The following is a 25,024-nucleotide window of genomic DNA, read 5'->3' on the forward strand; positions in this document are numbered from 1 at the left end:
AAAAGCTTCGCCGACCCCTTCCTGCCGCAAAAGCCGGAAGACATCGAACGCCTCAAGGCCCTGCAAGGACCGATCCATCAGGCCTTCATCGACCACGTCCGCCGCAGCCGGGGCATAAGGCTGGACGACAGCGCCGACCTCTTCAATGCCGACATCTGGGTCGGCCAGCAGGCGGTGGACCTCGGCCTGACCGACGGAGTCGCGCACATGGTCCCGAAGTTGAAACAGCTTTACGGCGACAAGGTCCGGCTCTTGCCGCTCGGGCGCAGGCGCAGCCTGTTCCAGCGGCTTGGCCTGTCACTGGTGGACGAGACCCTGGGTGCGGTCGAGGACCGCGCACTTTGGGCAAGGTACGGCCTCTAGATGCTGTTCAAGATCATCCTCGTCTTCCTGCTGGCGATGGTGCTGATCGCCCTGGTCGGCCGAGCCCTCTTTCCCGGCGCGCTGCCCCGCGTTATTCGGAAACGCAAGGGCGCCCCTGTCTGCGGCACATGCGGGCGCTACCTGATCGGCACCAAGACGTGTGACTGCGGGGGCAAGGCGAAATGACGGCACTGGTGACGGGCGCGGGCAAGCGGCTGGGCCGCGCGATGGCGCTGTATCTGGCGGGGCGCGGGCATGACGTGGCGGTGCATTACGCCTCGTCCGCCGACGAAGCCGAAGCCGTCGTGGCCGAGATCCGCGCAATGGGCCGCCGCGCCCAGGCGTTTCAGGCCGACCTTCTGATCGAGGCCCAGGTCCAGACCCTTGTCCCCGCCGTGACCGCCGCCCTTGGCCCGCTGACCGTGCTGGTCAACAACGCCTCGATCTTCGAATACGACCGGATCGACACCGCGACCCGCCAAAGCTGGGACCGCCACATCGAATCCAACCTGCGCGCGCCCTATGTCCTGATCCAGGCCTTCGCCCGCCAGTGCCCCCCTGCCACCACCGATGACGCCGGAGAGCCACTTGCCCAGGGTCTGGTCATCAACATGATCGACCAGCGCATCCTGAAACTCACGCCCGAGTTCAGCACCTACACCATCGCCAAGATGGGCCTCTGGGCCCTGACCCAGACCGCCGCCCAAGGCCTGGCCCCTCATATCCGCGTCAACGGCATCGGCCCCGGCCCCACCCTGCGCGGCGCCCGGCAGACCGAGGACCACTTTGCCCGCCAGCGCGCCGCGACCGTGCTTGGCCGCGGTGCCAACCCCCAGGACATCACCGCCGCACTGGGATTCTTCCTCGACAGCCCCGGCGTCACCGGCCAGTTCATCGCAGTGGACGGAGGCCAGCATCTGGCCTGGAAAACCCCTGACGTTCTAGGCGTGGAATAGGCCTTCCAGACCAACGGCGCGGCAACTTGTCCACTTCTCACGACAGCGTCACGTGTCCGTCACAATTCACTTGAGAATTCAGGGATTTGCGCCGAAGCTGAAAATCTTTCCTGCGATATCAGGGGTTTACAAATGTGCCCAAAAAACAGGCAACCTCACGAAACGGGCCGAAAACAAGGGAATTTCCGCGCTCCTGAAATCTTCTCCTCTGACTTATCCCCAGATTCCGTGGACAGCTTTGCTCTTGCCTAGCCCCCCGTTCGGTGGCAGCCCGGACCAAGAATCGACATAGTGTAAACCATGGACGAAAAACTCCGCAGCGGACATGAGGTGATCCAGGATTACCTGAAGACACTGGACGGCAGTCCGGGCGTCTACCGGATGCTGAACGCCGCGTCCGAGGTCCTCTACGTCGGCAAGGCGCGCAACCTGAAGGCCCGCGTCTCGAACTACGCCCGCCCCTCGGGCCATTCCGGCCGCATCGCCCGGATGATCCACGAAACCGTCTCGATGATGTTCCTGACGACGCGGACAGAGCTGGAGGCGCTCCTCCTCGAACAGAACCTCATCAAGCAGCTGAAGCCGCGCTACAACGTCCTTCTGCGCGACGACAAAAGCTTCCCGAACATCCTGATCTCCTCGGAACACCCCTATCCGCAGATCAAGAAGCACCGCGGCAAGAAGTCCGAAAAGGGCGCCTACTTCGGCCCCTTCGCCTCCGCCGGGGCCGTCAACCGCACCCTGAACCAGCTGCAGAAGGTCTTCCTCCTCCGCAACTGCTCCGACTCCATCTTCGACAGCCGCACCCGCCCTTGCCTGCAATATCAGATCAAGCGCTGCTCTGCCCCCTGTGTGGCCAAGATCACCCCTCAGGGCTACGCCATCCTCGTCGACGACGCCAAGCGCTTCCTCGAAGGCAAGTCCACCTCCGTCCAGGCAGACCTTGCCAAAGCCATGACCGAGGCCTCCGAGGCGATGGAATTCGAACGCGCCGCCGCCCTGCGTGACCGGATCAAGTCGCTGACCCAGGTCCAGCAGACCCAGGGCATCAACCCGCAGGGCGTCTCGGAAGCAGACGTCGTCGCCCTCCACCTCGAACACGGCCAGGCCTGCGTCCAGGTCTTCTTCATCCGCGCCAACCAGTCCTGGGGCAACCGCGACTTCTATCCGAAAACCGGCGCCGGAGCCGAAGCGCCCGAGATCATGGAGGCCTTCCTCACCCAGTTCTACGACGACAAGGACCCGCCGCGCCTGATCCTCCTCTCCCACCCAGTCGACAACCCCGACCTGGTGACCGAGGCCCTCACTGCCCGCGCCGGCCGCAAGGTCGAACTCGCCGTCCCCCAGCGCGGCGAGAAGGCCGAACTCGTGGAAAACGCGACAAGGAACGCCCGCGAAAGCCTCGCCCGCCGGATGGCCGAGTCGACCACGCAGAACAAGCTCCTCACCGGCCTCGCCGAAGCCTTCGACCTCGACGCCCCCCCGCAGCGGATCGAGGTCTACGACAACTCCCACATCCAGGGCACCAACGCCGTCGGCGGGATGATCGTCGCGGGGGCCGAAGGCTTCCTGAAATCCCAATACCGCAAGTTCAACATCAAGTCCGAGGCCGGGGCGAACTCCGACGACTTCGGCATGATGAAGGAAGTCCTGACCCGCCGGTTTGAGCGCCTGCTGAAGGAAGACCCCCAGCGCAAGACCGACATGTGGCCCGACCTCCTTTTGATCGACGGCGGGGCAGGACAGGTGTCAGCCGTGGCCGAGATCATGAACGAACTCGGCGTCGAAGACATCCCGATGGTCGGCGTCGCCAAAGGCATCGACCGCGACGCGGGCAAGGAAGAATTCCACCGCCCCGGCGAACGCCCCTTCGCCCTGCAACGCAACGACCCCGTCCTCTACTTCATCCAGCGCCTGCGCGATGAGGCCCACCGCTGGGCCATCGGCGCCCACCGCGCCAAACGAGCAAAGGCCGTCAGCCTGACCCCCCTCGACGACATCCCCGGCATCGGAGCCACCCGCAAACGCGCCCTCCTGCAACACTTCGGCAGCGCCAAAGCCGTGGCGCGGGCCGGGCTGTCGGATTTGCAGGCCGTGGATGGGATTTCCGAGGCAATGGCCAAGACCATCGCGGACTACTTTTCGGCGAAGGGGTGACGGCACCAACATCGCAGCGTGCGCTACAGCGCACCGCTTCAACGCCTCATTCTAAGGCCTTCGGATGAGGTCGCCCATTTTTACGAGTCGGCAGAAGGGCGCATCTGCCAAGGGCCCACCTGTCGCCGGACACAGGCCTGGTTCCGGGTAAACTCCAAGCCAAGTCAAAACGCCCTCAACCCGCTCCACCGTCACCGCCTCCTCCGTGATCTCCAGCGTCACCGCCTTCAACCGCACCCCCTCACCAAACACCGCCACAAGGTCTTCCGGGTTCACCCGCCGCACCGTCTCGGGCTTGGAGATGTCGTCAAACGTCACCAGCATCGGCCAACCTTCGGGCGGCAGCGGAACCGGCGCGTCGTAAGGCTGCGACAGCAGCTTCATCATTTCGCCGCCGTAGCTATCAGCCTCACTCAACCGATAGGCCGGATAAACCCAATGCGTCGCATCGCGCTTCTCTTCCCCCGACCCACTCAGCAGCGCAAACAGGAACTTGCCGGGCGCAACTTCGACAACCACCGCTTCGCCCTCAACCTTCGACCGCACCCCGCGCGCTTCCGGCAGCACAAGTGACCCGCTCGTCTCCGTCTTGGTCACCCGAGTCACCGCCGACCCCCGCACCTCGCCCTGCGGCGTCTCGATCACTAGCGTCAGGCGCTGGTTCCAAGAAGTTTCACTCGTGCATGACGACAAAGCCAGAACAGCAAGAAACAGCACCAACGCCGTCCGATATCCCGCAACCACCTTCATCCCAAATCGCCCACCCTCAACCGCACCGCCGCACCCTACCACAACCCCGCTCCCCCGCCCCCTCCGAAACCCCATACCATTTCATGTCCCCAAATATCCCCGCCGGAGGCATCCGCCGCCCCCCCCAGGCGCTCCCCCAACCCCCTCAGCAAACCAGAAGCCCCAAGCACCTCCCCTCCCCCTCCGTGGGGAGGGGATGGGGGTGGGGGGCACCCGCCCAGACCCGATTCGCGACGGATGGTTAACGACCCAGGACCCCAACGCGCGTATGGCCGCTCTCCAGACGCAATCCATACGGTTTCCAGACACCGTATCTACAGCCAACCCCTTGATCTAACACACCGAACGCCGGTCCAGCGGCTACTTCACCACAAACCCATGCGCAAACGGATCGCGGCCGTCGATGAAGATCGTGTTGATCCCCGTCTGCCGCGCCCATCCGGCGATAGAGGGCACAATCGCCTCCCGCCCCGCCACCGTCGCCGCAGCCTCGACCCGTCCCTTGAAGATCGACCCGATAATGCTCTCATGGTGGAACTCGTCCCCCACGGCCAGCTTCCCCTTCGCCGCCAGCTGCGCCATCCGGGCCGAGGTCCCCGTCCCGCAGGGGCTGCGGTCAATCGCTTTTTCCCCATAAAACACGGCGTTACGGGCATGCGCCCCCGGTACCGTCGCCTTGCCGGTCCACAGGATATGGCTCAGCCCCCGGATCGCCGGATGCTCGGGATGCACGAACTCATACTTCGCATTCAGCGCGGCGCGGAGCTTCGGCGACCACCCCACCAGCTCCCCCGCCGTATGGTCCGCCATGTCGCGGAAGGCCTTCTGTGGCTCCACAATCGCATAGAAATTCCCGCCATAGGCCACGTCCACCACGACCTCGCCCAGACCCTCGACCTCTGCCGTAAGTCCTTCTGCATAAAGGAAACCCGGCACATTGGTCAGCCGCACTTCCTCGACAAACCGCCCGTCCTGTATATACGAAACCTCGACCCGCCCAGCCGGAGCATCCACCGCCAACCGCCCCGGCTCACGAGGCGTAATCAGCCCGTTCTCCAGCCCCATCGTCACCGTCCCGATCAGCCCATGCCCGCACATCGGCAGGCAGCCCGAGGTCTCGATGAACAGCACCCCCACGTCGCAATCTGGCCGGGTCGGCGGATACAGGATCGACCCCGACATCATGTCGTGCCCGCGCGGCTCATACATCAGCCCGGTGCGTATCCAGTCGTAATCCTTCAGAAAATGCGCCCGGCGCTCCAGCATCGTGGCACCCTCCAACCGGGGGCCGCCACCCGACACCAACCGCACCGGATTGCCGCAGGTGTGCCCGTCGAGGCAGGAGAACGTATATACGGCCATGTCAGAACCTTTGGGGGGAGAAGGGGACCAGGTTGATCGGCGGGGTCCGGTCGGTCAGAAGGTCGGCCACAATGCGGGCGGTCCCGGCGCTTTGCGTCAACCCAAGGTGCCCGTGGCCGAATGCATATACAACATGCGGAGAGGCCTTGGCCCGCCCGATGGCTGGCAGGCTATCCGGCAGCGATGGGCGGAAGCCCATCCATTGGTTGCCACCTTCGGTCTTGAGGTCTGGCATAAAAGCCTTTGCTTTCTTTAACATAGCCTCGGACCGCTTGTAGTTTGGCGGCAGCGACAGGCCCCCCAGTTCCACCGCACCGCCGACACGGATGCCCGTCGAAAGCCGCGAGATCACGAAGCCATGTCCCCCGAAGGTCACCTGGCAGCGCAGGTCCAGCGCGTCCGGATGCAAGGTGGTGTTGTAACCGCGTTCCGTCTCCAGCGGGATGCGTTCGCCCAACGTTGCAGCGATGCGGTGCGAGAAGGCCCCGGCGGCAAGGACGACCTTGTCAGCGGTCAGGGTCTCTCCGGTCGTGTGTATAGACACGCCAGTATCTTGCGGTTTCAGGCCAGTTACCTCGGCCCGCAAGATCGTCCCCCCCTGCGTGCGGAATTGGTCAGCCAGCGCCTGTACATACAGCTTGGAGTCGGCGATGGACCACCAGCCCGGTGTGAAGGTGCCCTTGATGAAGCGCGGCGACAGGCCGGGCTGCAGGTCGGCCATTTCTGCAGCGTCCATGTGCTGGAACGCAATCCCGTGGGATGTGCGGGCGTCCCAACCGGGCAGCGAGGCGCGGAATTCGGCCTCGGATTCATAGACTTGCAGGTTTCCGTCCTTGCGAAGCATCCCGAGTGTGCCGGTTGCACCCAGGAACGGTTCCAACTCGGCCCGTGAGAGGTCCATCAACGCGGTCTGGGCCGTGGTGGAGGCCGCGACGGCCCGTGGCGAGCAGGCCCGCCAGAAGCGGTAGAGCCAGGGTGTGATCTGCAGCGCGTAGGCTGGCGGGATAGTCAGCGGGCCGAGCGGGTCGAGAAGCCACTTCGGTGCCTTTTTCAGGATACCGGGAGAGGCAAGCGGCAGGATGTCGGTAAACGCAAACGCCCCGGCGTTGCCAGCCGAGGCCCCTGCGGCGGGGCCTTCGCGGTCCACCACCGTGACCGACAGACCCCGCGCCTGCGCCATCAGGGCGGCGGACAGGCCGATGACCCCGGCCCCGATGACGATGACCTTCATGTCAGGCGGCGTATTTCCGGGCTTCGGGCTGCTTGGCCCAGTCGGCATACCAGGCGTCGAACATCTTCAACTGCGCCTCGATGAAGCCCTTCTGGCTGGCGGACAGTTCATCGCCTTCGGTGAAGTGGTGTGTATACGCAGCCTCACCGCGCAGGACCATCATGTGCTTGAAGAACAACACCAGATCCGGCCCGGCGTCGACTTCGGACAGGACCTGCATCGCGCTGTCGAGATCGAACGCCAACCTCCGCGCCTCGGCATCGCCCTTCTGGGCGGCCTTGCAGAGCGAGACCAGATGCAACACCTCGCGCGGCAACACATTCCCGATCCCGGTGATCGCGCCGTCGGCGTTGCAGTTGACGTAGCCGTGGTAGACTGCTGTATCGACACCGATCATCAGCTTGAGGTCCGGCGAGGCCCCGGTGATCGCGTTGGCAGCGTAGGACAGGTCGTCATAGCCGCCGAACTCCTTGAAGCCGACAAGGTTCGGATGCTCGGCCCGGATCTGGAAGAAGAGGTCGGCCTTGGTGGAATAGCCGTAGTAGGGGCTGTTGTAGATCACGGCGGGCAGCTTCGGGGCCGCCGCCAGCACCGCCTTGAAGTGCAGCCTTTGCGCCGCGACCACGGTGCCGCGCGACAGAAGGCGGGGGATGACCATCAACCCATGCGCGCCGACCTTCTGGGCATGGGCGGCGATGGCGGCGGAGGTCGCTGTATTTACAGCGCCAGTGCCGACGACGACCTTGATCCCGGCCTTCACCAGCCGCTCCACGCCTTCCATCCGCTGTTCGGTTGTCAGCAAGGGCCAGTCGCCCATCGAGCCGCAATAGACCACGGCTGACATGCCGAGGCCGACCAACTCTTTCGCCTTGGCGACCAGGGTGTCGAAATCAGGCGTCCGGTCCGCCTTGCAGGGGGTCATCAGGGCTGGAACGGTGCCGGTGAAGATGTCCGATTTCATGCTGCAATCCTTCTGAAGGCGGCCGAATCCGCGTTGGGTTGAGGTCAGAATACGCTTTGCATTTTATTTGTCGACAAGATTTTCACAGCGGCACGTCTTGCCGCAAGTCCCGCGCCATTATCTGCTGAATCTGGGCCACGATCTTGTCAGCATGCTCTTTCGCCAGCCGGTCGCATGTATCTACATCTCGTGCCGTGATGGCCGCGATGATCGCCTCATGCTCCTGTATATACGGGTGCGGCAGGCGGGGCTCGAAGGTCGGGTAGTAGTACAGCCGGAGAATGCGCCGCCCCTCGTCCAACAGGCGCGAGAAGAGCTGGAGGTAGTAGGGGTTCCGCCCGGCTTCGGCGATGGCGACGTGGAAATCTCGGTTCAGCTGGATCATGCCGTTGGTGTCCCCGGCCAGGACGGCCTGGGCGAAGATGTCCTGCCGGGCGCGGATTTCCACCAGATCGGCGGCATCGTGGAACTGCGCGGCCAGGCGGGTGGTGACGCGATACATCAGTGTCAGCGCGTCGAAGAAATGGTGCAGGTTCGGAAAGTCGATCTGGCTGACGACGGTGGAGCGGTTCGGGAGCAGCGTGACCAAGCCGTCGCCTGCCAGCCGCACCAAGGCCTCGCGGATCGGGGTGCGGGACATCGACAGGCGGTCGGCAAGGCTGATCTCGTCGATCGGCTCTCCCGGTTGGAGCACGAGGTTCAGGATTTCATCGCGCAGCGTGTCATAGACAAATCGCGCGCCGGTGCCGCGCTTGCGTTCCTGTGGGTCTTCGTCGGACATCGTGCCCCCTTCTGTCGACAGAAGGCATACAATGACCCGCCGGTCAGGCGTAGCGGAAATCGCGGCCTTCGATGGGCGACACGCCCTGCGACGAGCCAATGGCGGGGTTCGCATCGCCATCGGTGCGCACCACCATTTCACCAAGGCCGGGCACGTTCAGGTAGATCACCGTATCAGCCCCCAGCCGTTCGACATGCCGCACCGTCCCGGTCCAGCGCGGCGAGTCATTGGTCAGGCGCAGGTGTTCGGGGCGGATGCCGTAGGTGCCGCAGCGTTCCCCCGCCGCCTCTCCGGGGTAGAGGTTCATCTTCGGGCTGCCGATGAAGCCCGCCACGAAGGGCGAGACGGGGGAATTGTAGAGGTCCATCGGAGAGCCGACCTGCTCGATCTTCCCGCCGTTCAGGACGACGATCTTGTCGGCCATCGTCATCGCCTCGACCTGGTCGTGGGTGACGTAGATCATCGTCGCGCCCAGCTTGCGGTGGAGGTCCGATAGTTCGATCCGCATCTGCGCACGAAGCGCGGCGTCAAGGTTGCTGAGAGGCTCGTCGAACAGGAACACCTTGGGGTCGCGCACGATGGCCCGGCCGATGGCGACCCGCTGGCGCTGGCCGCCGGACAGGGCCTTGGGCTTGCGGTCCAGGTAGTCGGTCAGCTTCAAGGCGGCAGCTGCGGCTTCGACCTTGGCCTTGATCTGGTCCTTGGGCAGCTTTGCCAAAGAAAGGCCGAACCCGATATTATCGCGCACGCTTAAATGTGGATAGAGCGCATAGCTTTGAAAAACCATCGCAATTCCGCGGGCGGAAGGCTCGGCGTCGGTCACATCGGTGCCGCCGATCTCGATCACGCCCGAGGTCGCCTCCTCCAACCCCGAGATCAGCCGCAGCAAAGTGGACTTGCCGCAGCCCGAGGGGCCGACGAAAACGCAGAACTCACCCGGCTCGACGGTCAGGTTGACGCCCTTGATCACGTCCACCGCGCCAAAGCTTTTGCGGATGTCCTTCAGGACGACCGAAGATGTCGACACCATGCGCTAACCTTTCACCGCGCCGGAGGTCATCCCGGCGACGATCTGGCGGTTGAAGAAGATGAAGACCAACAGCGGCGGGATCGTCACCAGAAGGATGTTCATGAACAACAGGTTGTACTGGCTTTGGAACTGGCTTTGAAAGTTGAACAGCGTCAGCTGGACGGTGACGTTTTCCTTGCCCGGCAGGTAGTAAAGCGGGTTGGTGAAATCGTTGAAGATCGCGATGGACTGCACGACGATCAGGGTCACGGTGACCGGTTTCAACAGCGGCAGGATCACCTTGAAGAAGACCTGCCAGGGCTTTGCGCCGTCGATGATCGCCGCCTCGTCCAGGTCGCGGGGGATGGTGCCGATGAAGCTGCGGTAGAGAAGGACCGAGAAGGCCAGCCCGTAAGCCACCTGGATCAGGATCATGCCGTGGATCGTCTTGAAGAGGCCCAGGCCCTGCAGGACCCAGATCGTCGGCACGATGGCGGGGGGGACCATCAGCCCGATCAGCACACAGGCGTAGATCACCTTGTTCCAGCCAGAGGGTCGACGTTGCAGCACATAGCCCACCATCGCGCCGAAGATCACAAGGAGGGTCACGGCCCCCACGGTAATGACGATAGAGTTGAAGTAAGCCAACAGAAGCATGTAGTTGCGGGTCTGTACCACGTCGACCAGGTTCTGCCAGAAGTGCCACTCGGACGGCCAGGTGAACAGGAACAGCGCCGCCTCCTGCTTGGTCTTCACGGCCATAAACAGGATGAAGACGAAGGGCAGGATGAAAAGGACCGTGGCGACCAGCAGGGCAAGGATGCCGGTGTTGCGGCGGCGGGCGGCGGTGCGGCGCAGGCTCACAGCTCAACCTCGCGCTTGTTGAACCACCAGGTGAGCGGCAGGATGATGAGGGCGATCAGGATGAACAGGATCACGTTCCCCGCGGTCGCCAACCCGTAGAACCCGGCCTGATACTGCTTGTAGATCACCGAGGCGAGGACGTCCGAGGCGAACCCCGGCCCGCCCCGCGTCGTGGCCCAGATGATGTCAAAGGACCGCAACCCGCCGATGAGCGACAGGGTGACCACGGTCACCGTCGCGGGCCGAACCAGCGGCACCGTCACGCGCCAGAACTGCTGCAGGCGCGTTGCCCCGTCGATGCGGCTGGCCTCATAGTATTCGGGGGAAATCGCAGCCAGTCCGGCGATGTAGATCAGCGTCGCCAGGCCCACACCCTTCCAGATGTCGATCATCGCGACGGAATACAGCGCCAGACCCGGGTCGGACAGCCAGGCGGGGCCGTCAATGCCAACCCAGGACAGCGCCAGATTGATTGCCCCCTTCGTCGGGTGCATCAGGGCCGCAAAGGCGATGCCGACGCCGATGGTCGACACCAGCACCGGGAAGAACACGACCGACCGCAAAAACCCCTGGAACCAGATGCCGCTGGTCAGCAGGACCGCAAGCAACAACCCCAACACCGTCTTCGCGCCCGAGGTCACGACGGCGTAGATCAGCGTGTTGGTCAGGCCCTGGATCAGGAACGGTTCCTTGAAGAACTGGCGGTAGTTGTCCCAGCCGATGAACTCGGCGTCGAAGAGGTCCCAGCGGGTCAGGCTGAACCAGAAGCTCGCGATGGTCGGCACCAGAAACAGGGTCACGAAGACCACTGCGGCGGGCAGCACGAACCAGTAGGGATAGGGCGAGGGGCGTCTGGGGGCCATCATGCTCTCGGGTCAAGGAAGCCCCCGCCCGTCTGGGGTGGGCGGGGGCGGAACTGGTTTCGGGAGGTTACCAGTTCGGCAGGCCCAACTGCTTGGCCTGCTTTTCGACGTCCTGGTCATACAGCGCCGTCGCTTCGGCCGCCGGGCGGATGCCGCTGCCGACCTCGACAGTGATCTGCTCCAGCGCCGGGCCCTTGATCGGCGACAGGAACTCCAGCGCGGGGGCGGTGGCGCCTTCGGTCTGGAAATAGGGCAGCATGTCGGCCACCGACGGCGGCACGTCGGCAGGCAGGGCGCAGTCCTTGATCAGGTAGGGGCCGGTCGCCCCGATGGCCCCGATCATCGCCTGGCAGCCTTCGACCGAGGCGACAAAGTCCAGGAAGCCCTTCGCCGCATCGACATTGGGCGACGCCGCCGGGATATACAGCGCCGAGGGCATCCAGACGGTCAACCCGTTCTTGTCGGCCGTCGGGCCGGGCAGGGCGAAGTACCCCAGGTCGTTGATGTTATCCGGCGTATTCTGCTTCACCGTCGCCATCGCGAAAGTCAGCATCGGGTAGTGCGCCGCCTCGCCCGTGGCGACCATGCGCATCCCGTCCTCGAACTTCGCGACGCCGAAGTCCTCGTTCATGTAGCCCGCCTTGAACACGTCCTCCAGATACTGGAAACCGCGCGCCGCTGCCGGAGTGGTGGCATACTTCGCCTTGTTGGCGGTATAGTCGGCGGCAAAGGTCGGAACCTCGGCCTGGACGTTGTAGAAGTCGCCCAGCACGAACAGCTGGCTGGTCCAGGTGTCGCCAAAGGTCGTGGCGACGGGGACCTTGCCGGCCTCTTTGACCTTGGCGTTGTTCGCCATGAACTCGTCCCAGGTCTTGGGCACGCTCAGACCAAGCTCTGCATAAAGCTTGCGGTTGTAGTAGACCCCCCCGCCCATCGCCGCGCCGAATGGCACGCCGCGGATGGTCCCGTCGGGCGCGGTGACGACCGGCTTGAAGCTGTCGACGATGTTGGCCTGGCCCGGCAGATCGGTCAGGTCGGCCAGCGTCTCGGCGGGCTTCAGCGCCTGAAAGAGGGAGCCCGAGTTGTACTGGATGATGTCGCCCGCTTCGCCAGTGGCAAGGCGCGTCTTGACCATGTTGTCGCCCTCGGACCCGCCGGGGCGGTTCTCAATCTCGAAGCTGACGTCGGGGTTTGCCGCCGTGTAGGCTGCGGTCAGGGCCTCCATCATCGCGATGGTGTCGGCGTTTCCGTCCAGAAGCAGGTTCAGGGTCGTCTCTGCCTGGGCCATGCCCGAGGTGAGGGTGATAGCCGCGGCAAGGGCCGCGCTGTAACGCAATGTTTTCATGTGTGGTCTCCTCCCAGAGTTATTGTCAGGTCGTCAGGTCGAAAGTGATCTCATGCGTCCCCGCCGAAACGGGCAGGCCAGCGTCAGGAACCGCGATGGGCTTGCCGTCCAGCGTGACGTTGCTGCGCTGGTCGCTGTGGGTCAGCCGCCCGGTGCAGCCTTCCGGCAGCGTCACGCGATAGGTCACGCGGGTGCCGTCCAGCACCCACCCGGCCTCGATCCGGCCGTGGCGGCAGTCGTGCCAGGCCTGGACCGGGTTGAGGGCAGGCAGGATCAGCGGGTTCAGCGTGACTTCGTCGAAGCCGGGCTTTTCGGCGACAGGGGCCACACCCGCCACCCCTTCGAACAGCCACTGGCACACCGCGCCATAGGCGTAGTGGTTGTAGCTGTTCATGTCGGGATCGTAGATCGTGCCGTCCTCGCCCAGGGCATCCCAACGCTCCCAGATGCTCGTGGCCCCCCGGTCCACCTGGTAAAGCCACCCCGGCACCTTGCGGTTCAGGAAGATCTTCTCGGCCAGGTCGGCCATCCCGTGCATCGTCAGCGCGGGCAGGATCGCCGGGGTCCCGATGAACCCGGTGCCGATCAGCCCATCCGCATCTTCGACCACCTTGCGGAAATAGGCCTTGCTGGCCTCATAGGTCTCGGGCGGGACCAGGCCATAGAGGAACGCCAGGCTCCACGACGTCTGGTCATTGTGCGCGATCCGGCCCGAGGGCGAGAAGAACTCATGCTTGAACGCCGCGCGGATAGTTTCCGCCCGCTCGCGCAAAGCCTTCGCCTGAGTGTCCTCCCCGATCAGCCCGGCGATCTTTGCGGCGAGGTCGGTCGAGATGAAATGGTAGATCGTCGCCGCGCAGTCGTCAGCGATCGTCGGGCGGGGCTTGCGATTGTCGCCCACCGGCTGGATCCAGTCGCCGAAAGTGAACCCTGGCCCGCCCCATTCCGCCGATGGCCGGATGATCGGACCGTTCGAGATATTCCACAGATAATCCAGCCACTTGCACATGGCCGGAAAGTTCTCTGTCAATACATTTGTATCTCCATAATGTAGATACAACTGCCACGGGATGATGACGATTGCGTCACCCCATCCGGTTGAGCCTGCCCAGTCGCCACGCCCTTCGATCGGGTGCAGCCGGGTCGGGTCGGGCGAGAAATGTGGGACGGCCCCATTGGGCCGCATGTCGTGCCGCACGTCGCGCAGGTACTTCTTCAGGAAGCTTTCGCAATCCGCGAGCCAGCAGGCTGTCCCGGCAAAGACCTGCGCATCGCCGGTCCAGCCGAGGCGCTCGTCCCGCTGCGGGCAATCGGTCGGAATCTCGATGAAGTTCGATCGCTGCGACCAGATCGTGTTCAGGACCAGCCGGTTCACCGACGCCTCACCGCAGGTGAACCCGCCCGCCTGATCCGGGACCGAGGTCACCGGGACCTGGTGGATCGCCTGCAGCTTTGCTCCGCCGGTCAGGGTGACTCGGGCATAGCGGAAGCCGAAGAAGGTGAACATCGGCGCGTAAGTCTCCACCCCCTCGCCCTTCAGCGTATAGTGCTGTTCGGCCCGGGCCGAGCGGAAGTTGCGGTTGTCGAAGGCACGGTTCGGCCCCAGCACCTCGGAGAACTCCACCCGCACATGCGCGCCAGCCGGGCCTTGCACCGCAATCCGGGCGTAGGCGCCGCAGTTCTGACCGAAGTCATAGACCGTCGTCTCTCCATCCGCCCAGCTTTCCAGCGGCGCGACCGGGTCCATCTCCTTGACCGGGCTGGTTTCATGCGGAACCAGTCGTGCACGATCAAACGGCAGGACCTCGACCCCGGCTGTATCGACAACCGCGATCCGGGCGTCGAAATCCTCGCCGTGATAGATGCCGTTGCCCGTGACGGGCGTCAGGCCAGACCGCCAGGACGCATCCGTCTTGATCAGCGTCTTGTCGCCCGCCACCAACTCGGCAAAGGCCCCGATCCGGTCGCCCCAGGTGTTCGGGATCGGGTTCAGCGCCCACATCAGGCGCGAGCGATACCAGCCGTCGCCCAGCCAGATTTCCAGTCGGTTCTGACCTGGCTTCAGCAGCGAGGAGACGTCGTAGGACTGATAGGCAATCCGGTCATCATAGCAGGTCCAGCCTGGGGTCAGCAGGTCGTCGCCAACGCGGCTGCCGTTCAGGAAAGCCCGGTAAAGCCCCTGCGCGGACAGATGCAGGACCGTCCCTGCTTCCACCGCCTCCAAAGAAAAATCCCGCGCGACATAACTGCCCGGCCCGCCCGTACCCGCGTCGCAGGACGGCGCGATCATCTCGGCCGTAAACTGGTTTGCGGACAAAGCTTTACCAACTGCGGACACAGCCCGCACCTGCCCCTCAAGGCCCATTCCGACATCCTCCCAAAGGTGCCGAATCAGGTCTCCTCCCGTTTCGTGCACCGTTCTACGTAAATCATTCTACAGGCCGATTTGCCTTGCAACAGTTTTTTGCTAGGGTGCCGGAATGAGGATCAACATGGCCGACGGCGATACCGAAACCCGCGTGACGATCCGCACCGTTGCGGCGGATGCGGGCGTGTCTGTGGCCGCTGTTTCCAAGGTCATGCGGAACGCCTATGGCGTGTCGGAGGCGCTAAGGCTGAAGGTCGAGGCAAGTATCGAACGCCTGGGCTACCGCCCGTCGGTCGCGGCGCGGGGGATGCGGGGGCGAACGTTCACCTTGGGCGTGCTTCTGGTCGGGATCGACAACCCGTTCCTGCCCGGCATCTACCAGGGCATCGAAAGTGTCACGGAATCAGCCGGTTACAAGATCATGGTCGGCGTCGGTGCCGCCCGTGCCCGGACCGAAGCGCAACTTATCGAGCAGATGATCGACAACCGGATGGACGGGCTGATCCTTGTCGCCAGCCAGATTGCCGGCGGCACGCTGGAGCAGTACGCGCGCCAGATCCCCATCGTCGTCGTCGGCCACCATGAACCCGCCGCCGAAGGCTATGACACGATCAACAACGACGACCAGATGGGCGCGCGGCTGGCCGTGCAGGCCTTCGCCGCCCGTGGCCACCGCGACATCGCCTTCCTGACCCAGTCCGACCGCGAGGATCACTACGCCGACGTCGCCCCCCAACGCGAGATGGGGTACCGCGCGGCGATGACGGCCGCGGGACTTGCCGACCACATCCGCGTCCTGGTCCTGCGCCAGCACGGCGCCCCGCGGGCAGATGACATCGAGCGAATCCTTAGCGCCCCAGACCGGCCCCGGGCGATCATCTGCTGGTCCGACCTTGACGCTGTCCCGCTGCTCAGCACCGCGCATCGCCTTGGCATCCGCGTGCCGCAGGACCTCGCGGTCATCGGCTACGATAATTCCCCTGTCGCGGGACTGGCGATGGTGGACCTGACCTCGATCGACCAGGACGGCCCACGGCTGGGCAAACTCGCGGCCGAGGCGCTGTTCAGCCGGATGAACGGCCGCAGCGTCGCCGAACACATCTTGACCGAGCCGACGCTGATCGTTCGGGGCAGCCTTTAAGGCTCGACCCCGCCCACGCGGCACAGGATCGCCCATTCCTCGGGGCTGACCGGCTGGACGGAAAGCCGCGTGTTGTTGACCAGCACCATCTTCTCCAACCCCGGAATGACCTTGCATTCGTCCAGGGTGATGGCCCGCTGCAACGGCTTTACCGCCTTGATCCAGACGCAGTCCCAGCGCGGGTCATCCGTCGTGCTGTCGGGGCTGCTTTCGCGACACACCTCGACGATCCCGACGATCTCTTTCCCGATGTTTGAATGGTAGAAGAACCCCCGGTCGCCGATCTTCATCGCCCGCATGTTGTTGCGCGCCTGGTAGTTGCGGACCCCGTGCCACTCTTCCCCCTCGTCGCCCTTGGCAACCTGGTGGTCCCAGCCCCAGACGTCGGGTTCGGACTTGAACAGCCAGTAATTCATCCGATCACCCGCTTCCATTCCTGCACCATCACCGACTGGAACAGCCCCGCCTTGGCGTAAGGATCGTTCGTTGCCCAGGCCTCGGCTTCGGCCTTGGACGCGACGCCCAGGATCAAAAGGCTGCCGCACATCTGCCCCGCCGCGTCGATGAACGGACCGGCCTGCTCGACCACACCAGTTTCCTGTATATACTCCAGATGCGCCGCGCGGTTCTCGACGCGGGTTTGCAGGGCGTTGGGTTTGTCCAGACAAATCAAGGCGTAACGCATGGTCATTCCTGTTTCAGAGGGCGGCTCATCAGCTGCCCGATGGCATCATTCAGCGCGATCTTTCCAAGGGCAAGGGCATTGACCATCGCCGTCACCGGCATGTCGATCCCCATTCCAGCGGCCAGCTTCACCACGGCGCGGGCGGTCGCCACCCCCTCGACCGTCAGGCGCGGATCGAAGGCTTCACCCTTGCCCAAGGCGCAGCCGAAGCGGAAATTGCGTGACTGCGCCGAGGTGCAGGTCAGCACCAGGTCGCCGAAGCCGGACAGGCCGGACAGGGTCTCGGCCCGCGCGCCCAGGGCTTCGGCCAGCCGCACCATCTCGGCATAGCCCCGCGTCATCAAGGCCGCCCGCGCGCTGTCGCCCAGCCCTGCGCCGATCACCGTGCCCGCGGCGATGGCCACGACGTTTTTCAGCGCCCCACCAAGCTCGGCCCCGGTCACATCGTCGGTCCTGTAGATACGCAGCGTGGGCGTCGAGAGCAGTTCCTGCAACGCCGCCCCCTCCTGCGTTGCCAGAGTCAGCGCCGTGGGCAGCCCCCGCGCGATATCGGCCGCGAAACTTGGCCCCGTCAGGATGGCCGCCTGTGCCCCCGGCCGCCGCGCTTCGATCACCGCCACAGGCCCACGAAGCGTTGTCAGGTCCACGCCCTTGCAGCAGGCGACCAGCGGTTGACGGCCGTCGATCTGCGGCCAGGCGTCCAGGGCACCGCCCAAGGCCTGCATCGGCATGGTCAGCAGCACAGCGTCGCCGCCGCAGATTTCCCCTATGTCCGCATGGACCGAGACTGCCCCAGACAGGTTCACTCCCGGCAGCGCCGCGTCATTGCGCCCCGTTTCGCACATCAGCCGCACCTGATCGGGGTCCCGCGCCCAAAGGCGAACCTCGCGCCCGCCCTTGGCCAGGGCCACCGCCAAGGCTGTCCCGAATGCCCCCGCTCCGGCGATCCCGATCATGCCTTGGCCCCCTTCTTCCCCGACCCCAGCAAGGCCGGGGCGCGGTCATCCAGCGGCCAGCGTGGGCGGGCGGCAAAATCCATCGTGGGCGACAGACCGGCCCTCAGGCGCTCGATCCCCGCCCAGGCGATCATCGCCGCATTGTCGGTGCACAGCCGCAGAGGAGGGGCGAGGAAGGGCACCCCGGCGCGGGCGGAAACGGTCTCCAGCAGGGCGCGAATGGCGTTGTTTGCAGCAACTCCACCAGCCACTGCCAAGGCCGTGGGTCGCTCTCCGGCCATATCAATCGCGCGCGATGTTTTCTTCGCCAGCACCTCGGCAACTGCCGCCTGGAACCCTGCGCATAGGTCGCGGCGGTCCTGGACGGTGATCCCACCCTTTTCGGCCACCAGAGCATCCCGCGCGCGCAGCAAGGCTGTCTTCAGACCCGAAAAGGACATGTCGCAGCCCTCGCGGTCCATCAGGGGACGCGGGAAGTGGAACCGTTTCGCATCCCCCAACGCCGCCTCAGCCTCGACCGACGGCCCGCCCGGCTGCGGCAGGCCCAAAAGCTTGGCCGTCTTGTCGAAGGCCTCGCCCGGAGCGTCGTCAATGGTCCCGCCCAGCCGGACAAAGCGGTCCACCCCCTGAACCAGCAGGAACTGACAATGGCCGCCCGAGACAAGCAGCATCAGGTAGGGAAAGTCGACCCCATCGGTCAGACGGGGCGTAAGGGCATGACCTGCTAGGTGATTTACCGGCACCAGCGGCAAACCTCGCGCCGCCGCCAGCCCCCGTGCCAGCATCACGCCGGACAGAACCCCGCCGATCAGACCCGGTCCCGCCGTCACCGCGATACCGTCAATCTGGTCCAGCGTCACGCCTGCCACCGCCAGAGCCTCTTCGACGACCCCATCCAGCCGCTCGGCATGGGCCCGCGCGGCGATTTCCGGCACGACGCCTCCAAAGGCCTCGTGCAGCGCCGTTTGCCCCAGCACCTGAGACGACAGGATTTCTGGCCCCGCCCGCCCAAGACGCACAACAGCCGCCGCGGTATCGTCGCAGCTTGATTCGATGCCAAGAAGGGTGAGTGTCCGGTCCATGCCCGCCGTTGCGTGAAGGGTCAGTGGCAGGTAACACCTTGGACATGGCGACACAATCCGCACCCATCCTTGTGACCCGCCCCTTGGCCGAGGGGCAGGCCTTCGCCCAGGCCCTGACGGCCCGCTTCGGTGCAAGAGTGCGTCCCGTGCTGTCTCCGCTTCTCGCGCCGCGCGACCTGACGCCGTTGCTCCCTGAAGGCGATTATGCGGCGGTCGTCTTCACCTCGGCGCAGGCGGTTCATGCGGCGCGCGCAATGGCGGCCCGCCTGCCGAAACTTGCGTGGTGCGTCGGGCGCAAGACGGCCGAGGCCGCAACAGCCGCCGGGTTCCAGTCCAGATCCGCCGAAGGGGATGCCGAAGCGCTGGTGATGGCCATCGCCGCGGCTCCTCCGCCTGGTTCGATTTTGTATTTACGTGGTGTAGATACGGCCTCCAACATATTGGTAAAGCTTCGTAATATTGGGCTGCAAGCGGAAGAGACAATCGTGTATATACAAGAACCACAGGCCCTTATGCCCCAGGCACTAGCCCTGCTGCAGGACCCCGTGGACGTGATCGTTCCGCTCTTTTCCCCCCGCACCGCCCAGCTGTTCCGCGCCGCTTTGCCCGGCGAAACACGCGCCCGGCTGCACATCGCGGCGATGAGCGGCAATGTCGCCGAGGGGTTGGGCGACCTTCCCCACGCGGCTCTGACCATCGCCAGCCACCCCGACGCGCCTGCCATGCTGGATGCGGTCGAAACCTTGCTTGTCCGGCTCCCCCCGCCTTGAACCTGCGGGCGGCGAGTGCTTAGGTTAGGTCCAGGGACGGAAAGGGCTGCAGATGACCAGACGCAAGGACCCCCAGCCTGAGGCAGAGACGCCCCAGGACACGCCCCTCGACACGCCAGTGGCCGAGACTGTCGCCAGCGACCCCTTCGTGGTGACCGATCCCGTCGATCCGGCCCCGCCGCCGCCGATCGAGCCCCCGCCCCCGCCGCAAGTGATCGTCCGGCGCAGCAGTGTTTTCGCCCCCCTGGTCGGCGGTGCGCTGGCAGCCATCGGCGGGTTTGCCTTGTCACACTTCGACGTGCTGGACTTGCGTCCGGCCGACTCTACGGCGGAGGTGGCAGGCCTGACCACGCAACTGACCGAGGTCCAGACCCGGATTTCCAGCCTGGAAAGCCAATCCGGCGACCTTGCGACCCTATCCGACCGGGTGGCGCAGCTTGAATCTGCCCCCACGCCCCAGGCGCCCGATCTGTCGCGCCTGGACGCCTTCGATCAGCGACTGGCGGCAATCGAGGCGATGCCGACGGACGGCGCGGCCTCGACTGCCGCCGTGACCGCCAAGCTGGCCGAGCTTGAGCGGCGCTTGGCCGCCGTGCCGCAGGGGGCCTCGCCGGAACTGCAACAGCAACTCGACGCCGCCCTTGCGCGTCTGGATGATGCGGAAGCCACCGCGACCGCACGCGCCGATGAAGCCGCCGCTGCCACGGCCGCCGCCGAACGCACCCGGGCGCTGGATGCGCTGGCGGCCAAGCTTGCCACCGGTGAGCCATTTGGCGCGGAACTTCAGGCGCTGGACGACCCCACCCTCGCCCAAGCCCTTGCGCCGCTTTCCGAAACCGGCGTTCCGACCTTGTCGCAGCTGCAGGCGACGTTCCCCGATGCCGCCCGCGAGGCCTTGCGGATTGCCCGTGAGACCGGCGCGGATGACGGCTGGACCGGTCGGCTGGTCGACTTCCTTGCCTCGCAGACCGGCGCGCGTCCGCTGACTCCGCTGGAGGGGGACACGCCCGACGCCATCCTTTCCCGCGCCGATTTCGCCCTGTCCGAGGGTCGCGTCGCCGATGCCGTGTCCGAGCTGCAGCCGATGGACCCCGCCGTTAAGGCCGTGCTGGACCCTTGGCTGGCCCAGGCCCAGGCGCATCTTTCGTCTGCTGCCGCGTTGCAGTCGGCAAGGGGGGAATGATGCTCTGGTCGCTGACTAAGGTCGTTCTTTTCGTCGTCATCATCGCCGCACTGGCCCTGGGTGCGGGCCTTCTGGCCGAAACTGGCCAGGCGCTGAGGATCATCGTTGCGGGGTGGGAGTTCACGATCGGCCCAGTGCAAGCCGTGGTGCTGGGCGTTGTCCTCTTCATCGCAGTCTGGCTGGCGTTGAAGACCCTTGGCCTGCTGGGTGCAACGTTTCGTTTCCTGAACGGCGACGAAACTGCGATTTCGCGCTATTTCGACCGCAACCGCGAACGCAAAGGCTACAAGGCGCTGTCCGAGGGGATGATGGCCCTCGCCTCGGGCGAGCCGCGCCTTGCCCTGACCCGCGCGCAGAATGCCGAGCGTTTGCTCGGAAAGCCCGAATTGACGACGCTTTTGGTTGCCCAGGCTGCCGAAGCATCGGGCGACCACAAACGCGCGACCGAGGCGTACAAGACGCTGCTCAAGGACGACGCGACGCGGTTCGTCGGGGTGCGCGGCCTTCTGCAACAGAAACTGGCCGAGGGCGACCGCGAGGTGGCGCTGAAACTGGCGGAAAAGGCCTTCCAGCTGCGCCCCAAACATGCCGAGACGCAGGATATCCTGCTGCAACTGCAATCCGATGCCGGTGACTGGTCAGGCGCACGGGCCACCTTGGGGGCCAAGCTGAAGACCGGCGCGCTGCCCAAGGATGTCTACCGCCGCCGCGACGCCGTTCTGGCGTTGCAGCAGGCCCGCACGGTCTTTGACGACGCCGCCAGCATCGAGGCGCGCGAAGCCGCGATCGAGGCGAACCGCCTGTCGCCCGACCTGATCCCCGCCGCCGCGATGGCCGCGCGGGGTTACATCGGCAAGGGTGACCGCAAGAACGCCACCCGCGTGCTGAAGAAGGCCTGGGAAGTCCTGCCCCACCCCGACCTGGCCAGCGCCTTTGCCGAGATCGAGCCGGATGAGACGCCCCAGGAGCGGCTGAAGCGGTTCCGGACCCTGACCAATGCCCGCCCGGACGCGGACGAATCGAAGATGCTGCTGGCCGAGCTTCTGCTGGCCAGTGAAGACTTTCCCGGTGCCCGCCGTGCCCTGGACGACGTCGCGACCCGCGCTCCGACGCAGCGGTCATTGGCGATTCTGGCCGCAGTGGCGCGGGGCGAGGGGGCGGAAGATTCCATCGTCCGCGATCTGGTCGCGCGCGCCATCGCGGCCCCTCGCGGCCCGCAATGGGTTTGCGACAAGTGCCATGCGATCCACGACGGCTGGCAGCCGGTCTGCAACAACTGCGGCAGCTTCGATACCCTGTCCTGGAAGACGCCCCCCGCGACCAGCACTTCACCCGCCTTGGCCGAGCTTTTGCCCCTGATGGACGCCCGCCCCGAGCCGGAACCCGCCCCCGAGCCCGCGCCGGAAGCACAGCTTCCCCTGGACGAGATTGCCCGCCGCGCAAATTAGGGCTACACACTGCGGATGGGCGGTGCTAATAGCCCCGCGCAGAGAAGAGTGCCGGTGTAGCTCAGCTGGTAGAGCACGTCATTCGTAATGATGGGGTCGGGGGTTCGAGTCCCTTCTCCGGCACCATTCTTCTCTCAAGCCGTCGCGCCACAAGCAAAAGCCGCCAGACCCTTCGGTCCGGCGGCTTTGCTGTTTTCTGGCCTCTTAGCGCTTGGGACCCTTGGGCGGCACGAACCGCTTGGAGGTGTCCTTGGCATCCGCGCGCGGCTTGGCGGGACGGTCGGACGCGCCGGCCCGGTCGAAGGGCTTCTTGGTGCCAAAGCTTTTCGGGCCACCCGGCTTGGCGGCACCTTCACGCTTCACATAGGGCCGCGCGTCGTCGCCCTTGGGGGCATAGGTCTTCTTCGGCCGGTCGCCATCCTCACGCGGGCGGAAGCCTTCGGGCTTGGCGGCATAGGGCTTGCGCGCCGGACCATCCTCGCGGGGTTTGAACCCCTCGCTGCGCGGCTTGTAGCCTTCGGTTTTGGCCGCATAGGGTTTACGGGCCGGACGGTCGCCCTCGGCACGCGGAGCATACTCGCCCCGCGGCTTGTAGCCTTCGGTCTTGGCGGCATAGGGCTTGCGGGCCGGGCGGTCTCCCTCGGCGCGGGGGGCAGCGCCTTCGCCGCGCGGCTTGTAGTTTTCGGGCTTGCCCTTGTAACCACCGCCATCCGACGCGTGGCTCTTGTAGCCCACCGCACGGGCCGGACGATCCGCCGCGCCACCGTGGCTTTTGAACCCGGTCGAGCGTGGGGCCGCCTTCTGGTCGGGATTCCACCGCGGCTTCTTCGGCGCCTCTTCCACCCCATCCGCACGCGGGGCGCGGTCGGAATAGGCGGGGCGTTCGGAATAGGCGGGGCGCGCCGGACGGTCGTCCTGCCGCTTGTCCTTCCACTCGGGCCGCGCCTCGCTGGCCGCAACGCGCGGCTCATACTTTGGCTTGGGCTTCGGCGTGTACTCACGGGCCGGAGCCTCGGCTTCCCCCTCCTCGACCACACGCGGCGGCTTCGGGGTGTAGGCGGGCTTTTCTGCCCGTTCCGGCCGCGCCGGGCGTTCGAACTTGGGCTTTGCGGCGCGCGGCGCGTCCAGATCAGGCTCGCCCTCGATCCGCTCCATCGTCAGGCCCTTGTCCAGTTCGACCGTGCCGCCGAACCTGGATGCCAAGGCTTCGGCGATCTGCACGAAGGTCTCGTCCTCACGCACCCGGATCGCGCCGATGCCGTCCTTGGCGATGCTGCCCGCGTCGCAGATCTTCGGCAAAAGCCAGCGCGCCTCGGCCCGGCCAGCCCGTCCAACACTGATGCGGAACCAGACCGAAGGGCCGAACTCACCCCGTTCGCGCGGAGCCGAGGGCGGCGGGACCGGAAGGTCGGTGGACAGCACTTCCGGCGCAGACCGCCCCTCACGCCACAGCCGCACGAAAGCGGCGGCGAGGGCTTCGGGGCCGAACTGCTCAAGCAGGTCGGTCGCAATGCCGACGTCATCGCCAATCGGCATGGTCAGCGACGGATGCTCCAGAATCCGCAGGTCGTCCTTGGCCTGCACGTCGTCCGCCCCAGGGGCCGAGCCCCATTCGGCCACGACCTTCGCGCCCGCCAGCAACCGCTGCGCCTTCTTGTATTCCGCCGGTGCGACGATCAGCGCCGAGACGCCCTTCTTGCCCGCCCGCCCCGTCCGGCCCGACCGGTGCAAAAGCGTCTCCGAGTTCGACGGCAGGTCCGCGTGGATCACCAGCTCCAGCCCCGGCAGGTCGATGCCCCGCGCCGCGACGTCGGTGGCGATACAGACCCGAGCCCGCCCGTCCCGCAGCGCCTGCAGTGCGTGAGTCCGTTCCTGTTGCGACAGCTCACCCGACAAAGCGACGACCTGGAACCCCCGGTTGCCCATGCGGGCGAGCAAGTGGTTCACGTTCACACGCGTCTTGCAGAACACGATGGCCGTCCGCGCGTCGTAATAGCGCAGCACGTTGAAAATCGCATGCTCCCGGTCGCGCACTGCCACGCTTAGCGCGTGATACTCGATGTCGACGTGCTGCTTGGCCTCACCCTGCGCCTGAATCCGCAGCGCGTCCTTCTGGAACGTCCCCGCCAGCTTTTCGATTTCCTTCGGCACCGTGGCCGAGAACATCAGCGTCCGCCGCTCTTCGGGCGCTGCCGCCAGGATGAACTCCAGGTCCTCGGCAAAGCCCAGGTCCAGCATCTCATCCGCTTCGTCCAGCACGGCGGCCTTCAGACCCGACAGGTCAAGGCTGCGGCGTTCGATGTGGTCGCGCAAACGGCCGGGAGTCCCCACGACAATATGCGCGCCACGTTCCAGCGCGCGCTTTTCGGTCCGGTAGTCCATGCCGCCGACACAGGTCGCGATCTTGGCCCCGGCGCCGCCATACAGCCATTCCAGCTCACGCGCGACTTGCAGCGCCAGTTCGCGGGTCGGTGCAATGACCAGCGCAATCGGGTGATCGGCATACAGCAGCGTGTCCTGACCGTTCAGCACCTCGGGCGCAATCGCCAGACCAAAGGCAACCGTCTTGCCCGACCCGGTCTGCGCCGAGACCAGAAGGTCGCGCCCGGCGACGCCTTCGGCCAGGACCGCGTCCTGCACCGAGGTCAGCGCTTCATAGCCCTTGAGGGCCAAAGCCTGCGCCAGCGGCGCGGCCACGTTTTCAATCGTCATCGATGTCTTTTCCAAAGGGGGGCGAAGCTAGCGCCCA

Annotated in this window: 22 protein-coding genes, 1 tRNA gene and 1 pseudogene; 9 read left to right on the forward strand and 15 right to left on the reverse strand. The window is 65.4% G+C overall.

Annotation, left to right across the window (positions count from 1 at the left end; genetic code table 11):
- From U1E69_RS19815 to uvrC, 4 genes and pseudogenes are all read left to right on the forward strand, one after another.
- Window positions 1–363 (forward strand): annotated as a pseudogene (locus tag U1E69_RS19815) (S49 family peptidase); the annotation flags it as partial.
- Window positions 364–549, forward strand: a complete 186-nt coding sequence (locus U1E69_RS19820) for a hypothetical protein (protein ID WP_305547449.1) — start codon at window positions 364–366, stop codon at window positions 547–549.
- Window positions 546–1,319 carry an SDR family oxidoreductase gene (locus tag U1E69_RS19825; RefSeq protein WP_322246142.1) on the forward strand — a complete coding sequence of 258 codons (774 nt, stop codon included), beginning with the start codon at window positions 546–548 and terminating at the stop codon, window positions 1,317–1,319. Before U1E69_RS19820 ends, U1E69_RS19825 begins: the two co-directional genes overlap by 4 nt.
- 300 nt (window positions 1,320–1,619) lie before the next feature.
- Complete coding sequence (gene uvrC, locus U1E69_RS19830; protein WP_322246143.1) at window positions 1,620–3,476, forward strand: excinuclease ABC subunit UvrC; 1,857 nt, start codon at window positions 1,620–1,622, stop codon at window positions 3,474–3,476.
- Between the two features lie 51 nt (window positions 3,477–3,527).
- On the opposite strand, the gene U1E69_RS19835 is transcribed toward uvrC, so the two are convergent.
- The 10 genes from U1E69_RS19835 to U1E69_RS19880 form a co-directional block, all read right to left on the reverse strand.
- A complete protein-coding gene (locus U1E69_RS19835) occupies window positions 3,528–4,226 on the reverse strand; it encodes a hypothetical protein (protein WP_322246144.1) in 699 nt (232 codons plus the stop codon).
- A 360-nt stretch (window positions 4,227–4,586) separates the two neighbouring features.
- Window positions 4,587–5,588 carry a 4-hydroxyproline epimerase gene (locus U1E69_RS19840; RefSeq protein ID WP_322246145.1) on the reverse strand — a complete coding sequence of 334 codons (1,002 nt, stop codon included), beginning with the start codon at window positions 5,586–5,588 and terminating at the stop codon, window positions 4,587–4,589.
- A 1-nt stretch (window position 5,589) separates the two neighbouring features.
- Complete coding sequence (locus tag U1E69_RS19845) at window positions 5,590–6,819, reverse strand: FAD-binding oxidoreductase (RefSeq protein ID WP_322246146.1); 1,230 nt, start codon at window positions 6,817–6,819, stop codon at window positions 5,590–5,592.
- A 1-nt stretch (window position 6,820) separates the two neighbouring features.
- The gene (locus U1E69_RS19850; protein ID WP_322246147.1) at window positions 6,821–7,780 is read right to left on the reverse strand and encodes a dihydrodipicolinate synthase family protein; all 960 of its coding nucleotides are present in this window, start codon (window positions 7,778–7,780) and stop codon (window positions 6,821–6,823) included.
- A gap of 82 nt (window positions 7,781–7,862) precedes the next feature.
- The gene (locus U1E69_RS19855) at window positions 7,863–8,561 is read right to left on the reverse strand and encodes a GntR family transcriptional regulator (RefSeq protein WP_322246148.1); all 699 of its coding nucleotides are present in this window, start codon (window positions 8,559–8,561) and stop codon (window positions 7,863–7,865) included.
- 43 nt (window positions 8,562–8,604) lie between these two features.
- Entirely contained in the window at window positions 8,605–9,591 is a 987-nt protein-coding gene (locus U1E69_RS19860; RefSeq protein ID WP_322246149.1) for an ABC transporter ATP-binding protein, read from the reverse strand.
- A gap of 3 nt (window positions 9,592–9,594) precedes the next feature.
- Window positions 9,595–10,434, reverse strand: coding sequence for a carbohydrate ABC transporter permease (locus U1E69_RS19865; protein ID WP_322246150.1), 840 nt, complete (start codon window positions 10,432–10,434; stop codon window positions 9,595–9,597).
- Window positions 10,431–11,297, reverse strand: coding sequence for a sugar ABC transporter permease (locus U1E69_RS19870; RefSeq protein ID WP_322246151.1), 867 nt, complete (start codon window positions 11,295–11,297; stop codon window positions 10,431–10,433). The genes U1E69_RS19865 and U1E69_RS19870 overlap by 4 nt, the downstream gene beginning before the upstream one ends.
- A gap of 67 nt (window positions 11,298–11,364) precedes the next feature.
- Window positions 11,365–12,642 (reverse strand): ABC transporter substrate-binding protein, encoded by a 1,278-nt coding sequence (locus U1E69_RS19875; protein ID WP_322246152.1) that lies wholly within the window; start codon window positions 12,640–12,642, stop codon window positions 11,365–11,367.
- A gap of 25 nt (window positions 12,643–12,667) precedes the next feature.
- Window positions 12,668–15,007, reverse strand: a complete 2,340-nt coding sequence (locus tag U1E69_RS19880; RefSeq protein ID WP_322246153.1) for a family 78 glycoside hydrolase catalytic domain — start codon at window positions 15,005–15,007, stop codon at window positions 12,668–12,670.
- 115 nt (window positions 15,008–15,122) lie between these two features.
- Between U1E69_RS19880 and U1E69_RS19885 the strand changes: the two genes are divergently transcribed.
- A complete protein-coding gene (locus U1E69_RS19885; RefSeq protein WP_322246154.1) occupies window positions 15,123–16,151 on the forward strand; it encodes a LacI family DNA-binding transcriptional regulator in 1,029 nt (342 codons plus the stop codon).
- Here the strand turns inward: U1E69_RS19885 and U1E69_RS19890 are convergent.
- Genes U1E69_RS19890 through tsaD form a run of 4 tightly spaced genes read right to left on the reverse strand, consistent with a single transcriptional unit; the run spans window position 16,148 to window position 18,874 of the window.
- Window positions 16,148–16,567: an EVE domain-containing protein gene (locus tag U1E69_RS19890; protein WP_322246155.1), complete on the reverse strand. Its 420-nt coding sequence runs from the start codon at window positions 16,565–16,567 to the stop codon at window positions 16,148–16,150. The genes U1E69_RS19885 and U1E69_RS19890 overlap by 4 nt on opposite strands.
- Complete coding sequence (locus U1E69_RS19895; protein ID WP_322246171.1) at window positions 16,564–16,836, reverse strand: YciI family protein; 273 nt, start codon at window positions 16,834–16,836, stop codon at window positions 16,564–16,566. The genes U1E69_RS19890 and U1E69_RS19895 overlap by 4 nt, the downstream gene beginning before the upstream one ends.
- A 2-nt stretch (window positions 16,837–16,838) precedes the next feature.
- On the reverse strand, window positions 16,839–17,792 hold the full coding sequence (locus tag U1E69_RS19900) for an NAD(P)H-dependent glycerol-3-phosphate dehydrogenase (RefSeq protein WP_322246156.1): 954 nt from the start codon (window positions 17,790–17,792) through the stop codon (window positions 16,839–16,841).
- The gene (gene tsaD, locus U1E69_RS19905) at window positions 17,789–18,874 is read right to left on the reverse strand and encodes a tRNA (adenosine(37)-N6)-threonylcarbamoyltransferase complex transferase subunit TsaD (protein ID WP_322246157.1); all 1,086 of its coding nucleotides are present in this window, start codon (window positions 18,872–18,874) and stop codon (window positions 17,789–17,791) included. Before tsaD ends, U1E69_RS19900 begins: the two co-directional genes overlap by 4 nt.
- Window positions 18,875–18,918: 44 nt before the next feature.
- On the opposite strand from tsaD, the gene U1E69_RS19910 reads away from it, so the two are divergent.
- The 4 genes from U1E69_RS19910 to U1E69_RS19925 all read left to right on the forward strand — a co-directional run bounded on the left by U1E69_RS19910 (window position 18,919) and on the right by U1E69_RS19925 (window position 22,401).
- On the forward strand, window positions 18,919–19,644 hold the full coding sequence (locus U1E69_RS19910) for a uroporphyrinogen-III synthase (protein WP_322246158.1): 726 nt from the start codon (window positions 18,919–18,921) through the stop codon (window positions 19,642–19,644).
- Window positions 19,645–19,696: 52 nt separating this feature from the next.
- On the forward strand, window positions 19,697–20,827 hold the full coding sequence (locus U1E69_RS19915; RefSeq protein WP_322246159.1) for a hypothetical protein: 1,131 nt from the start codon (window positions 19,697–19,699) through the stop codon (window positions 20,825–20,827).
- A complete protein-coding gene (locus U1E69_RS19920) occupies window positions 20,827–22,275 on the forward strand; it encodes a heme biosynthesis protein HemY (RefSeq protein WP_322246160.1) in 1,449 nt (482 codons plus the stop codon). The genes U1E69_RS19915 and U1E69_RS19920 overlap by 1 nt, the downstream gene beginning before the upstream one ends.
- A gap of 50 nt (window positions 22,276–22,325) precedes the next feature.
- Window positions 22,326–22,401: transfer RNA gene (locus U1E69_RS19925), tRNA-Thr, on the forward strand.
- A gap of 78 nt (window positions 22,402–22,479) precedes the next feature.
- Here the strand turns inward: U1E69_RS19925 and U1E69_RS19930 are convergent.
- Window positions 22,480–24,987 carry a DEAD/DEAH box helicase gene (locus U1E69_RS19930; RefSeq protein WP_322246161.1) on the reverse strand — a complete coding sequence of 836 codons (2,508 nt, stop codon included), beginning with the start codon at window positions 24,985–24,987 and terminating at the stop codon, window positions 22,480–22,482.
- Window positions 24,988–25,024: the final 37 nt, after the last annotated feature.

It is taken from the genome of Tabrizicola sp. (genome assembly GCF_034366665.1).
GTDB lineage: Bacteria > Pseudomonadota > Alphaproteobacteria > Rhodobacterales > Rhodobacteraceae > Tabrizicola.